This is a genomic window from Pseudoalteromonas sp. NEC-BIFX-2020_002, from assembly GCF_013002825.1.
Classification (GTDB): Bacteria; Pseudomonadota; Gammaproteobacteria; order Enterobacterales; family Alteromonadaceae; genus Pseudoalteromonas; species Pseudoalteromonas neustonica.
Window position 1 is genome coordinate 46,094 of record NZ_JABEPJ010000001.1, and the last position, 13,310, is coordinate 59,403.

Genomic DNA, 13,310 nt, shown 5'->3' on the forward strand with positions numbered 1-13,310 from the left:
TTCCTTTTGTTTTTGAGCTTCTACAAGGGCCTTTGCTTCCAAGCGCCTACTTTTGGTACTGGTGATACCGCATGCTATGGCCAGTCGTTTACTAACCCCTAATTTCATTAAACAGCGTACTTTAGTGCGCGCGAACACGAACAAAGATGACACCCATTCTAAAGTTTTCTATCACTCTTGTTATAGGCAGCGTAAAAATTAGTTTGCCACCCACAATGACTGAAGCTTGTTTTAGTCACAACAATATGGAAGATTCTAATTTATCTCACTAGAAAGAATAAATATCTCCCCTGAAAATTGGTTAATACTCACCTTATATTGGTTACTGCGAAGATTTAAACAGAAATCGAAGCAGCAACCTTAGCAAATACAAAAAACTATTGGCGTAGTTCTAACACTCTAATCAAACGTTAAATATTGGCTCAAAACGAGAATATGCATGCTTGTAATTTTAAAAACGGGCGATGTTTTGTACTGGTGTAATAAGTTGTAATGAGTCTTTTCTTCGTTAGCTGTTAACTTAAATCTAGTTAAAACTATCAATGTAAAAAACGTTTAAGTTAATAAGCATAAGGAGAAATATAATGTGTACAGACTTTTCAATTAAAGCTATAAATTCAGGTGTTTCGAATAGTATCCCTGTGATAGGCCGTTCAATGGAGTTGGGCCCAGATTTGAAATCAGAGCTGTTTTTCAGGGCTGATGGGCATGAATATAAGCAAAGTGCTTTGAAAAAGCTGACCCAGTCAGATTTTCAGGATGATTCAGGACTATTTGTTCTTCGTGATGATATTGAATTGATTAATCAACGCCTCTTGTCTTGGACTGGTAGCTATAGTTTTGTTGCAATGAATGGCTTTAACCTTGATATTGCCAAGTCCTTAGGTGTGTCAGAAACATTTGCAAATATAATGACTAATGGGTTAAATACTGAAGGCTTAACTACGGGGGCTATGGTACTGGCGCAAAGTGAGTATCAGTCTCCTTTTGATGAAAATAAAGAAATTATCCATAATAACATTGTCTATTACCCTAGTATTACAACGTGGATATTATCAAACTGTGCGACCTGCCAAGACGTTATTGATGGATTGCAATATGATTATCTCGTGTTGAATAAAGGTGGGTCTAATTTAAAAGAGGCTGTATCGGATAACGGAAGAAAGATTTTGGTTGTTAGTCCTTTCTCTAAAGTTCCAAATGCAATGAAATTTCACTTTCCTGTGCATGATGCCAAAGGGAATAGCATTGTTTTAGAATATACGCAGGGAAAATTAACGATTACAGATCTGAACCCTATTGGTGTGCTTACTAATGATCCTTTGATTGCTTGGCAGCAAGAGAATGTTCGTTATAACTACGTAAATGTAATGCCATTTAATTTTCAGAACGAAAGTGGTGAGCCAACGATGCCGAGTGTGGAAGCATATAAAAGTGCTGCATCTAACTTTCAATGTAACTCTTATGCGCAAGGAACTGGTTTTTCTGGTGTTCCAGGAAGTTCAACACCCGTTGATCGCTTTGTGAGAGCTGCAATGATGACGAACTTTTCATTCCCAGTTTCACAATTTACCAGTCAGTATGAAGTAGATAAAGCAAATAGTGTGGAGCATAGCTTCATAACAGGAGTGTCAGCGATACAGAACGATATTAAAGTAGGACGAGTAGATGCAACTACGTTGGCTTTTCATATATTAAATACGGTTGACATTCCATTGGGGACTAGTCGAGATTCTGAAGGCGAAAATGTTCACGATTTTACACAATGGGTAACGGTGTCTGATTTGAAAAATAAAACTTTCTCCGTAAGAATGTACCAATCTCCTCAGGTATTTAGCATTAATTTGATGGAATTAGATTTCAAGCATTTGCAAAAATATATCCATAAGCTAGACACGAATATTAAGTCGATAGATATAACCACTCAATTAAATAAAAAATCTTAATCACATGATTTAAAGTTAAGCTGTGAAGAGGTTTTTAATTTACTTTTCACTGCTTAGACTTTTTATTGTTCAAAGGAATAAAAATGCAGAGCTTGCTTATCGAAAAAAATTTAATTCAAATTATGCCTGATGCAAAAGCGGAGCACATAGCACTATTTATACCGGCCTTACAGTCTCAAGTGACTAAATTTGATATTAATTCAGCATTGAGGTTAGCGCACTTTATTGCACAAGTCGCGCATGAAAGTGGATGCTTTAGATACAGAGTCGAAAATCTGAACTATAGCGCAAGAGCACTACGTGCTGTGTTTGGTAAGTATTTTACATCGGATGAAATGGCACTGCAATATGCACGAAAACAAGAAGCCATAGCAAATATTGTTTATGCTAACAAAATGGGGAACGGGGATGAGCGCTCAGGAGATGGTTGGCATTATAGAGGACGTGGGCTTATTCATCTAACAGGCAAAGATAGCTATGCTGGATGTGCAGACTATCTTGATATAGATATTGTATCTGAACCTGAACTACTCCAACGTGACCCGCAAATTATGGTGGGCAGCGCATGTTATTTATGGCAAGTGCTAAAGCTGAATGAATTGGCGGATAAAGATGATTTAAATAGTATTACTTGCAAAATAAATGGCGGTTATCATGGTTTAGAAAGCCGCGGTGACTTTTTAGAACGTGCTAAACAATGTTTTGAAATAGATTAAAAACCAGTTAAATTAGGTTTAAGCGTGAAGGTATTTAATGACATACTACCTGCCTATTATTTATAAGGGGTATGTTGTTGATGTATAAACAGCTATTAGCAAATCATTATAAAGAAATACACATTAATAGCACGATTACATCCTTATGGAGTGGGTGTGGGGAAATAGTACGCTGCAATTTAGATGGCATTGATTGTGTAATTAAAGCGATTGCAGTGCCCGATCATATAAATCATCCACGGATCTCACAAACGCAGTTTGCTATTAATCGCAAGCGCCGCTCTTATGATGTTGAATACTATTGGTATCAACATTATGCGCAATCGTTACCTGCCCAATCACCCGCGCTTAGTTGTTTTAATACACTAAAAAATGAGCATCAACGTGTACTTGTATTTTCTGATTTTGAGTGTGATGGCTTTGCTGCAGCTGAAAAAATACCATCGCATATAAACGCGATTATTAAATGGTTGGCTTACTTTCATGCTGTTAATTTTCAGCAACGTCCACTGGGATTGTGGCCTCAAGGAAATTATTGGCATTTAGATACTCGGCCAGATGAATATGAAAAAATTTCAGATGCTGTAATAAAACAAAAAGCACAGTGCTTTGACAGAGAAATACGCAATTGCGAGTATCAAACACTCATTCATGGCGATGCTAAATTAGCAAACTTTGCTGTTGGAATAACTACAGAGCAGGCGCTTGGGTATGATTTCCAATATGTAGGTGGTGGAATTGGCGTTACCGACTTAATGTATTTTTTAGGTAGTTGTCTTACTAACACAGAATTAGAACAGGCTAGTGATGATTATTTAGCAAAGTACTTTGATTATTTTACGCAGGCAATGCATGAATATCATCGTGGAGTTGATGCTTCTATAATCGTTGATAAGTGGCGTGCATTATGGCCTGTGGTATGGGCTGACTTTTATCGCTTTTTGTTAGGATGGAGCCCAAACCATGTAAAAATAAACAATTATATGCAAGAGCAATATCAAGCGCTAGATACATATTGAAAATATAATAGCTAAAGTAATACAGTAGGAATAGATTAAAGATGAATAAAGTTATACGTTGGGGAATGGTTGGCTGTGGTGCAGTGACCGAGGTGAAAAGTGGACCTGCTTATCAGAGTACGGCTCAGTTTGAATTGCATGGTGTAACACGAAGGGATCTGGTTTTAGCCAAAGATTATGCTGCACGTCATGGCGTGCCTAATGTTTATTCAAGCGCGAGTGAATTAATAGCATGTCCTGAAATAGATGCGATATACATAGCGACACCACCAGATAGTCACATGGAACTTGCTTTGCAAGTTGCAGCAGCAGGTAAGCCTTGTTGCATTGAAAAGCCATTGGCACCAACTTATCACGAATGTGAAATTATTCATGATGCATTTGCGCAGCAAGGTCTGCCTTTATATGTTGCCTATTATCGTCGTTCATTACCTCGATTTAATAAAGTGAAGGCTTTGATTGAAAGCAATGTAATTGGTGACATCCGACATGTTAATTGGCATTTAAATAAAGCACCAAATCAACTTGATTTATCTGGGAAATATAACTGGCGTACAGATAAAAGTATTGCTCTTGGAGGCTATTTTGATGATTTAGCGAGCCATGGTTTAGATCTATTTAGCTATTTATTTGGAGAGTTTGAGCAAGTTAAAGGATTGGCCAGCAATCAGCAAAAACTATATGGTGCATTTGATGCTATTACAGCATGTTGGCAGCATAAAAGTGGCGTTACGGGATCGGGTAGTTGGAACTTTGGTGGCTTTTCGCGTTACGACACCGTTACGTTATATGGCCAAAGAGGTGAAATAACTTTCAGTGTATTTGATGAGCAAGTAATCAAAGTTACAACGCTTAACGGTATAGAGGAATACACAATTGCTAATCCGGCACATATTCATCAATATCACGTACAGAACATAGCGCTGGATCTTCTTTCCCAATCAGGTCACCCATCGACAGGTACAACCGCTATGCATACGAGCTGGGTTATGGAACAAATAATAATGCCAACGTAGACAATCGTGTCAGAGTAAAACACACGCTACCCGAAGTGATTGGTCTAGGGGCGATTAAATAGCCCCAACATTGAACAAATTTCAATCCACAAAGGCCAACACGCCCTAGCTTAAAAAAGCTCGAATAAAAGAGTGAGGGTACAGCTTACTGTTTATAGGCTTTCTCAAGTGCACGGATCAACACGGCTTGTTCTGTATGTGGGAACGCTGCTTTATGTAGATCGATAATATCCTTAAAAATTGACGGTTCTTGTAAGGCTGTATCAAATAAGTTGATTGCTTTTTTACCTTCTTTTGATGGTGAGCATGCAATGTAACCAAAAATAGCTTGTTCAACTTTATTTATAGTTAAATAACGAATATTACTCATTCGTGGATCTTTGCTGTGCCGCGAAATGAAAACAGCACTGTACTCGATGATTGCATCAATTTTGTTTTGAAATAGCATATGGCTTAACCGAAGTGCACTGGTAGTGCCGGGTAAAGGCATAAACGCATCACTATTTGCAGCTATAAATGCATCAATTTTTTCCCCGTATGAACGGCCTTTGGTTATTCCAATAGTAAGTTTATGCTTATTGATAGCGTCGCTTAGGGTGATATCTTTAGGTAGCTCAGGGTGATTAAGTACAACTAAGCGGTTTGATGGGAATGCCATTATTGGATAACGGTTAAAAAGCGCATTCTTTTCTCGTTCTGGGTTTTTTACTTTGTTGTATAAGCATACATCAGTAAATTTATGCAGCTGTTGCCATTCACGTAATCTACTTGCAGGAATAAATGTTAGCGATACAGCACCATTTAGTTGTTGTTCTAATTTTAGCATCATACCCGTAGCAATGTTTTGGGGAGAATTATCAAGCTGAGGTGCAAAATCAGTCATAATTTTAATGTGTAAAGTTGTATTTTTAGCAGCATTGGCGTGGGCCGTAAACATCATGATGAACGTGAGTAAGCTCAGTATTACTTTAGGCATTGGGCAAACATATAGATACGCTTAATTATTACGTAAGTATAGGGTATGAAATATCATAAAGCTCTATTATTGTGTTAAATGGTACTAATTGAGTGCGTTGATATCATGGGTTGAGGCTATTTACTTAGTTTATATGGTATAGATTGTAAGTTAAGTATAACCCGAATAACTGCTGTGATTTAATCTGAGCATGTTTAATCATTTAGCACATTCTAATGACTCAATAATTTGGATGAATAAAGAGCAATAAAGTGTGCTTTTTCGATACTGGGTATGTTTTTTCGCATGATTTTGCTTTTTTAAAAGTCTCTCAAGATTTTTTAAGCTAAAATAATCGCAGTTTATTTTCCTTTTAGGCGCTATTATGACAATCCATGTAATTAATCACCCACTTGTTCAACACAAACTTGGCCTTATGCGAGAGCATGGCATCAGTACCAAGAGTTTTCGTGAGCTTTCATCTGAAGTTGGTACGTTATTAACTTACGAAGCGACTAAAAATCTCCCCCTTGAAAAAGTAGAAATCACCAGCTGGGATGGCAATCAACTCGATGTAGAGCATATCAAAGGTAAAAAAATAACGGTTGTACCAATTTTACGTGCCGGCCTTGGCATGATGGATGGTGTAATGCAGTTATTGCCAGCCGCTAAAGTGAGTGTTGTTGGCTTACAGCGTAATGAAGAAACCCTTGAGCCAATCCCGTATTTTGAAAAGCTCGTAGGTAAAATTGATGAGCGTTTAAGCCTTGTGATTGACCCTATGTTAGCAACGGGTGGTTCCATGATTGCTACTATCGATATGCTTAAAAAAGCAGGTTGTAAAGAAATTAAAGTTATTGTGCTAGTTGCAGCGCCAGAAGGCGTAGAAAAAACACTTGCAGTACACCCTGATGTAGAAATATTTACCGCAGCGCTAGATAGTCACCTGAACGAAAAAGGCTATATCATTCCAGGTCTTGGTGATGCAGGTGATAAAATATTTGGCACCGTGTAGGTGTGATGGTGAATAACGCTACTTTTTCAATCAAAACTATTTTAACTGGGGCGCAAATGCTATTTGTAGCCTTTGGTGCCTTGGTATTAGTGCCATTGCTTACGGGGCTTGACCCTAACGTCGCACTATTTACCGCGGGCATTGGCACACTGCTATTTCATGTTGTGACTAAAGGCCAAGTGCCTATATTTTTAGCCTCATCTTTTGCTTTTATCGCCCCTATAATCGCATGTGTACAGCTGTGGGGTGTGCCTGCAACTATGGGGGGCTTAATGGCGGCGGGCTTTGCTTATATGGCGCTGAGCTTACTTGTTAAGCTCAAAGGTGTTGCGACATTGCATAAAATATTGCCACCTGTTGTTGTGGGCCCTGTGATCATGGTGATTGGCTTAGCGCTTGCACCCGTGGCAGTAAATATGGCGATGGGTAAAAGTGGTGATGGGTCAGTGCAGTTAATTGCTTATGATCAAGCCATTTGGATTGCCGCTTTCTCGTTGTTAGTGACGTTAGTTTTTGCTGTTTGGGGTAAGGGGGTATTTAAGCTTATTCCTATTTTAGCGGGTGTCATTGCAGGCTATAGTTTATCGCTTTATTTAGGCATAGTGCAGTTTGATGCTGTGACGAATGCACAGTGGATAGCCATGCCTGCTTTTACGTGGCCAGAGTTTAAATGGCAAGCTGTGTTATTTATGGTACCAGTGGCAATAGCACCTGCCATTGAACATATTGGCGATATGATGGCCATTAGCCAAGTAACCAATAAAGATTATTTGAAAAAACCGGGATTACATCGGACTTTGTTTGGCGATGGGTTGGCTACAACTGCGGCATCTTTATTCGGAGGCCCGCCCAATACCACCTATTCAGAAGTAACAGGTGCAGTGATGCTTACGCGAAACTTTAACCCTAAAGTTATGATGTGGACTGCAATCATTGCCATTATTTTAGCTTTTGTGGCAAAAATGGGCGCTGGGTTACAAACCATTCCTGTGCCTGTTATGGGTGGGATCATGATTTTATTGTTTGGCTCAATTGCCGTGGTTGGTTTAAATTCATTAGTAAAATGTGGTGAAGACCTCACTGCGCCGCGTAATTTGAGTATTGTGGCGTTAATTTTAGTGTGCGGAATTGGTGGCATGCACATTGGCGGCAGTGAGTTTAGTTTACAAGGCGTTAGTTTATGCGCAATTTTAGGTATTGTGTTGAATTTAGTATTACCAAAGGCCGATGAAGCAACGTAATTGCTAACAACGAATGTTTATTTTGTCTCAAAATAGCGCATTTATATGCGCTATTTTTTACTTACTAAAAATAAAATAGGTATTATTGTGAGCATTATATACAAGAGGTCAATAGTGTGGATATAGCCTCTTTTTTAGCAAAGCATCAGCTGCCGCATTAATATCAATATTTGAGTGAGCAGTTGTTTACCCCGTTAGCGCAGGATACTATTGCGGCTAAAAAACGAGGGCAACCGATGGTCGTGGCAATTAATGGTTGCCAAGGTTCAGGAAAAACGACCCTCGCTGACTTTTTAGTTACGTGGATCAACTTCAATACTGCATTTAATAGTATTTCCCTATAGATTGATGATTTTTACCACAATCAGGCAAGCCGCCAACAGCTAGCTAAAGACATACACCCATTATTTGCAACGCGTGGCGTACCAGGTACACATGACATAATGCTCATGAAACAGACATTTAGCGCATTACTCGCGGGTAAGGTGGCTGTGCCAATCCCTAAGTTTGATAAGCAAAGTGATAACCCTATTCAAAAATCATTATGGTCTGCAAACAATCATGCCATTGATATAATTATCTTTGAAGGATGGTGTGTAGGCAGTGAAGCACAGCAACCAATAGCAGTTCAATAAAATAAGTAATTTAAACTCTCCAAATCACTATGCCTTAATCCCATCTATTACAAAGCTGAATCTGACAGATGTTTGTCCCTAAACGGTTAACGCTTAACTGTTAAGAATACTAATTAAATAAATTAATAGTGTATTAATGTTAATTTATTTAATAATGCTATTTACATCAAAAATAACAACCATTATCATTGCGCTTTACTTATGGGGGCTGTAATGACACGAAAAATCATTTCTACTGCGATTTACCTCGCACTTTTACCAACATCAGTTTTTGCAACAGATGTTGATGTTGAAACACAGTTAGCACAATTGCAGCAGCAATTAGCTCTGCAACAAAAAGCGATTACACGATTAACTGCTCAGTTAGCAGAACAACAGCAACAAAAAACGCAGCTTAATGATATTAACGTAGTAACGACTGATAAAAAAAAGCAATCGTTCATTCGTGATAAAAGCGATACACCCTCTCTTACATTTAAGAGCTACGGCACTTTAGCTTATCGTAATGATGAAATATTCGACAATATTCAAGATATATCGCCAGATCGTCGAGCCACAACCGACTTAGAGCGAGTAGTGACTGAATTTGAATATCAAATAAACAAAAATTGGCAAATAGAATTTGAAATTGAGTATGAGCACGGTGGCACAGGCACAACGCTTGAATACGATGGTTTTGAAGAGTTTGGTGAGTTTGAAAGTGAAGTAGAAGCAGGTGGTGAAGTCATTGTTGAAAAACTGCAGGTAAAATATGAGTTTAACCCGAATGTGCAGGTTAAATTTGGCCATATATACGTACCTGTAGGTTTAGGCACTGATTTAAATAAACCAGATCAATACTTTACTACGTCACGCCACTGGAGTGAAGCGAGTATGATCCCGCAAGTATGGCATGAAACTGGGGTTAACCTGATCACCAATTGGCAAGATTTTACGTTGCAGACGATGATCAGTACTGGTTTAAACTCAGAATATTTTCGCACCACAAACTGGATTGCTGGTGGCGCGCAACAACGTTTTGAAACTAACACTGCAGATGATTTAGCGCTTACTTTACGTCTTGATTATGGAGATGTTAAAAAAGGTAAAGGCGTAGGTATCAGTTATTACAACAGCGATACAAGTGGAAACCGCCGCAACCAAGGCAAGTTAGATGTTGACGGGAATGTCTCTATTTTAGGTGTTCATGGCGCGTGGGAATATCAAGATTTCACACTACGCGGGCAATACTTATACGGTGAACTTGAAGATTCTGTTGCCATTACCAATGCGAATAAAACCACGCCAGGTCTTCGCCCTGGCAGTTTTTCTCAACTGGGTAGTAAGTCAGAGTCTGCATTTTTTGAAGCAGCGTATAACACACAACATATGTTTAACTTATCCAGTCCGCTTTATGTATTTACCTCATTTGATTATGCAAACCCATTATTAGAAGTTGCTAAAGGCACGCCGATTGATCGTTTTGACATTAGCGAATTTAGTATGGGTATTAACTACTTACCAAATAAAAATTTAATTTTAAAATTCCAAGGTGGGCAACGTCAGTATGCGCAAAGCAATATTGATAACACCACTCATTTTAGCGCGTCAATCGGCTATATATTCTCAACTACTTTATAGGATTTAAAGGATGAAAACGGTACTTAATAGCATCACAGCAATAATTTTAGCATCTACACTCGTAGCATGTGGTTCATCATCATCTGATGATTCAGGTTCTACTACGCCGCCGCCAGTTGCATCAACGAAGTTTACATATGATGCGACTGATTTAATTGCCAATGTAACGACAGACGTGATTGTTGATGGCTACGAAATACTTGATACAAAAGCAGATGCACTTTACGTTGCAGCGCAAAATTTACTCAATAACCAAAATCAAGAATCTTTAGCTAAAGCACAAGATGCTTGGAAAGACGCGCGTATATTTTGGGAGCAGGGCGAGTCACACATTTTTGGTCCAGTTGATAGCTTATCAATTGATCCGCATTTAGATACATGGCCACTAAACACGACAGATTTAAACACGTTGCTTGCCAGCGATACTGTATTTACTGCAGACACCATTAAAGGCTTAGATGATGGCGTGCAAGGTTTTCATACTATGGAGTTTTTATTGTTTGGTGATGGTGTTGCCGACAACGAAAAAGCCATTGCTGAAATGACAGTACGTGAAATTGAATATTTAATTGCCTGCGCTGAAGTATTTGCATTTTACACAGATAGCCTATCAAGTGCATGGACGGTATCTGCTGATGGTGATAAAGAGCCAGCTTATAAAGATTACCTTTTAACTCCGGGTAACGACAAATATGCCTCAAATTTAGGTGTGGTTGAAGAATTAGTGAATGGTTTAATTGGTATTGTAGATGAGGTAGGCAATGGCAAAATTGCAGAACCATTCAACACCACAAAAGATAATGCGGATACATCTAAAGTAGAGTCGCAGTATAGCTGGAATTCATTAACAGACTTTAGCGATAACATTAAAGGCGTTCAAAACGTTTATTTAGGTACGTTTGCAAACGAAAACGATAGCCCAGGCCTTAAAGCATTAATTGAAGCAGGGGATGCGACACTTGCAGCTAAAGTTGAAACGCAGATCAGCGCAGCAATTACAGCTATTGAAGCAATCGCGGGTGAAAATAACATGCCATTTCGTCAAGCAATTAAAGATGACGATGCGCGCGTAAGAGTTCAAGCTGCCATTGATAGCTTAGGTGAGTTACAAAAATCACTTGAAGAAGAAGTTGTTCCATTACTTAAAAAATGGGACGTATAACCGTGTATACCCAAGCCATCTCAAGATGCAGAATTCAGCGTTTCACCGAGGCTTAATATCAAGGCGTTACTTTGTAGGAATGGCCGTCCCTTTTAAGAAGGAACAACGATGAGAGTAAGTCTCTGTGAAACGCCCAACGGGTTGGTTTAAAAGCGATTTATACTGCGTTACTTTTATAAGGGATTGATTTTAATAATAGAACCACTATTACTTGCAATCAATGCCTTGCCTAAATCGCTTTTAATTCCAACGACGCTCGCATCTTGAGGTGGCTTGTGTATAAATAAATGAAGAGGGAAGCAAATGCTTCCCTTTTTTGCTTAACATTAAAAAGAAACCGTCATGATAAAAGTAATTAAACCATATACACCTTTATTTTTCAGCTTAGCAATGCTGAGCGGGTGTGGTGGAGGTAGCAGTAGTAGTGATACAAATACTACTCCAGTAACCCCACCAATAGTTGAAGAGTTACCTTCGTACATAGATGTCAGCGCACTTGCCGGTGACGCAACAACGCATGATACAAATAATTCCGGGCATGGTTTTTCTACTCCTATGCCTAATTTATCGCCAGCAGAATTAAATTTACACCTTGATGGGGATACTGATTTTGAAACGGCGTTTACAACAGCACCAAATGATACGCACCCTGACTTAGATGGGGTGGGTCCGGTTTTTAATAATAATAACTGCAATGCCTGTCATCAACGTGATGGCCGCCCAAGTACCGTATTGCCAAGTACCCCCGATGGCAGAATTAAATTAGGCAGCGATGCCGGAATATTTTTACGTGTAAGCTTAGCTGATGGTGTATGCAATCAGCCAAATAGTACAAATGATTATTGTAAAAATACACCTGTCCCAGGTTTTGGCGATCAGCTGTTTCATCGCGGTGTATTACAAGCGCGAGAAGATTGGCAACAAAACCACTTTGGAGGCCAAGCAGATGTTTACTTAAGTTATAAATACACTGAATTCACATACCCAGATGGGCACACGGTGACTTTAAAGCAGCCAGTTTTTGAAGTCGATAATGCATGGGATTCACCAAGTAATTATTCATTGAGCGAATTAGCCAGTAGTGATGTTCAGTTTAGTGCACGCAACGGTATGCCGGTATTTGGTCTTGGCTTATTAGAAGCGATAACAGATGAAGATATTTTGGCATTAGAAGATCCAACAGATAGCAATAATGATGGCATTAAAGGTCAAGCCAATTGGGTATTTGATGCAGTAAAAGCACAGCAAGGAATTGATAATCCGGTGTCATTAGGGCGCTTTGGCTGGAAAGCCAGCACCCCCTCGGTACGTCAACAATCATTGGCGGCATTACGTGGCGATATGGGAGTAACAAATTCATTATTCGCACAAGAAAGTATTGCAAACACCTTGATGCATGACAGTTACCTATCACGTACTAACTATCAAGACACTGGCACAGATGCACAAGGTTTACCGGAAGCAAGTGATGAGTTTTCAAATGCGGTGGTTTTTTACGCACAAACACTGGCTGTACCTGCAAGACGCGATATAAGTAATCCTGATGTGAGAGCAGGCGCTAAGATTTTCTCTGAGATCAACTGCAATGGTTGCCACACACCAAGCTTTACGACTTCAACACAAAGTGATCTTATGCTCGGTGGTGTAAAAGCACCTGAAGGTATTAAAGGGCAAGTAATTTGGCCATTTACAGATATGCTTTTACACGATATGGGAGAGGGACTCGCTGATAATCGTCGTGACTTTTTAGCGTCTGGCAGACAATGGAAAACAAGGCCACTTTGGGGGATAGGGTTAACAAAAACAGTTAATCCAGGCGCTGGATTTTTACATGATGGGCGTGCAACAAGTCTTGAAGAAGCGATTCTATGGCATGGCGGTGAAGCGCAAACAAGTCGAGATAAATTCACTCAGTTGAATAAAGACAAGCGCCAGCAAGTGATCGTGTTTTTACAGTCACTTTAATTTAGTAGTTTTATTGGTTA

The 13,310-nt window shown here is 39.2% G+C and carries 12 protein-coding genes; 11 read left to right on the forward strand and 1 reads right to left on the reverse strand.

Translation table 11 applies throughout. The annotated features are described in order from the left end of the window. Positions 1 to 584: 584 nt before the first annotated feature. The 4 genes from HJP15_RS00180 (at position 585) to HJP15_RS00195 (ending at position 4,697) form a co-directional block, all read left to right on the forward strand. On the forward strand, positions 585 to 1,946 hold the full coding sequence (locus tag HJP15_RS00180) for a linear amide C-N hydrolase (protein ID WP_170172788.1): 1,362 nt from the start codon (positions 585 to 587) through the stop codon (positions 1,944 to 1,946). Positions 1,947 to 2,029: 83 nt separating this feature from the next. After that, positions 2,030 to 2,662 (forward strand): glycoside hydrolase family 19 protein, encoded by a 633-nt coding sequence (locus HJP15_RS00185; protein WP_054203885.1) that lies wholly within the window; start codon positions 2,030 to 2,032, stop codon positions 2,660 to 2,662. Between the two features lie 74 nt (positions 2,663 to 2,736). Continuing rightward, the gene (locus tag HJP15_RS00190; protein ID WP_502706956.1) at positions 2,737 to 3,681 is read left to right on the forward strand and encodes a phosphotransferase; all 945 of its coding nucleotides are present in this window, start codon (positions 2,737 to 2,739) and stop codon (positions 3,679 to 3,681) included. A gap of 41 nt (positions 3,682 to 3,722) precedes the next feature. Next, complete coding sequence (locus HJP15_RS00195; protein ID WP_170172790.1) at positions 3,723 to 4,697, forward strand: Gfo/Idh/MocA family protein; 975 nt, start codon at positions 3,723 to 3,725, stop codon at positions 4,695 to 4,697. A gap of 145 nt (positions 4,698 to 4,842) precedes the next feature. Here HJP15_RS00195 and HJP15_RS00200 read toward each other — a convergent pair whose 3' ends face one another. Next, positions 4,843 to 5,673, reverse strand: coding sequence for an ABC transporter substrate-binding protein (locus tag HJP15_RS00200; RefSeq protein ID WP_170172791.1), 831 nt, complete (start codon positions 5,671 to 5,673; stop codon positions 4,843 to 4,845). Between the two features lie 364 nt (positions 5,674 to 6,037). Between HJP15_RS00200 and upp the strand changes: the two genes are divergently transcribed. The 7 genes from upp to HJP15_RS00230 all read left to right on the forward strand — a co-directional run bounded on the left by upp (position 6,038) and on the right by HJP15_RS00230 (position 13,290). Next, positions 6,038 to 6,667, forward strand: a complete 630-nt coding sequence (gene upp / locus HJP15_RS00205; protein WP_054203881.1) for a uracil phosphoribosyltransferase — start codon at positions 6,038 to 6,040, stop codon at positions 6,665 to 6,667. Positions 6,668 to 6,672: 5 nt separating this feature from the next. Further along, the gene (locus tag HJP15_RS00210) at positions 6,673 to 7,908 is read left to right on the forward strand and encodes a uracil-xanthine permease family protein (RefSeq protein ID WP_054203880.1); all 1,236 of its coding nucleotides are present in this window, start codon (positions 6,673 to 6,675) and stop codon (positions 7,906 to 7,908) included. Between the two features lie 182 nt (positions 7,909 to 8,090). Further along, positions 8,091 to 8,252 (forward strand): hypothetical protein, encoded by a 162-nt coding sequence (locus tag HJP15_RS22370; RefSeq protein WP_212760591.1) that lies wholly within the window; start codon positions 8,091 to 8,093, stop codon positions 8,250 to 8,252. Positions 8,253 to 8,357: 105 nt separating this feature from the next. Then, entirely contained in the window at positions 8,358 to 8,543 is a 186-nt protein-coding gene (locus HJP15_RS22375) for a hypothetical protein (protein ID WP_212760592.1), read from the forward strand. Positions 8,544 to 8,756: 213 nt separating this feature from the next. Beyond that, positions 8,757 to 10,163 carry a hypothetical protein gene (locus HJP15_RS00220; RefSeq protein WP_099458978.1) on the forward strand — a complete coding sequence of 469 codons (1,407 nt, stop codon included), beginning with the start codon at positions 8,757 to 8,759 and terminating at the stop codon, positions 10,161 to 10,163. A gap of 10 nt (positions 10,164 to 10,173) precedes the next feature. Next, positions 10,174 to 11,325: an imelysin family protein gene (locus HJP15_RS00225; RefSeq protein WP_054203877.1), complete on the forward strand. Its 1,152-nt coding sequence runs from the start codon at positions 10,174 to 10,176 to the stop codon at positions 11,323 to 11,325. 342 nt (positions 11,326 to 11,667) lie between these two features. Then, positions 11,668 to 13,290, forward strand: a complete 1,623-nt coding sequence (locus HJP15_RS00230) for a di-heme oxidoredictase family protein (RefSeq protein WP_054454078.1) — start codon at positions 11,668 to 11,670, stop codon at positions 13,288 to 13,290. The last annotated feature ends 20 nt before the right edge of the window (positions 13,291 to 13,310 follow it).

Coding starts and splice junctions, on each gene's coding strand:
- HJP15_RS00200 (WP_170172791.1), bottom strand. CDS start 5,673: ATGCCTAAAGTAATACTGAGCTTACTCACGTTCATCATGATGTTTACG.
- HJP15_RS00230 (WP_054454078.1), top strand. CDS start 11,668: ATGATAAAAGTAATTAAACCATATACACCTTTATTTTTCAGCTTAGCA.
- HJP15_RS22375 (WP_212760592.1), top strand. CDS start 8,358: ATGAAACAGACATTTAGCGCATTACTCGCGGGTAAGGTGGCTGTGCCA.
- HJP15_RS00210 (WP_054203880.1), top strand. CDS start 6,673: ATGGTGAATAACGCTACTTTTTCAATCAAAACTATTTTAACTGGGGCG.
- HJP15_RS00180 (WP_170172788.1), top strand. CDS start 585: ATGTGTACAGACTTTTCAATTAAAGCTATAAATTCAGGTGTTTCGAAT.
- HJP15_RS00195 (WP_170172790.1), top strand. CDS start 3,723: ATGAATAAAGTTATACGTTGGGGAATGGTTGGCTGTGGTGCAGTGACC.
- HJP15_RS00185 (WP_054203885.1), top strand. CDS start 2,030: ATGCAGAGCTTGCTTATCGAAAAAAATTTAATTCAAATTATGCCTGAT.
- HJP15_RS00225 (WP_054203877.1), top strand. CDS start 10,174: ATGAAAACGGTACTTAATAGCATCACAGCAATAATTTTAGCATCTACA.
- upp (WP_054203881.1), top strand. CDS start 6,038: ATGACAATCCATGTAATTAATCACCCACTTGTTCAACACAAACTTGGC.
- HJP15_RS00220 (WP_099458978.1), top strand. CDS start 8,757: ATGACACGAAAAATCATTTCTACTGCGATTTACCTCGCACTTTTACCA.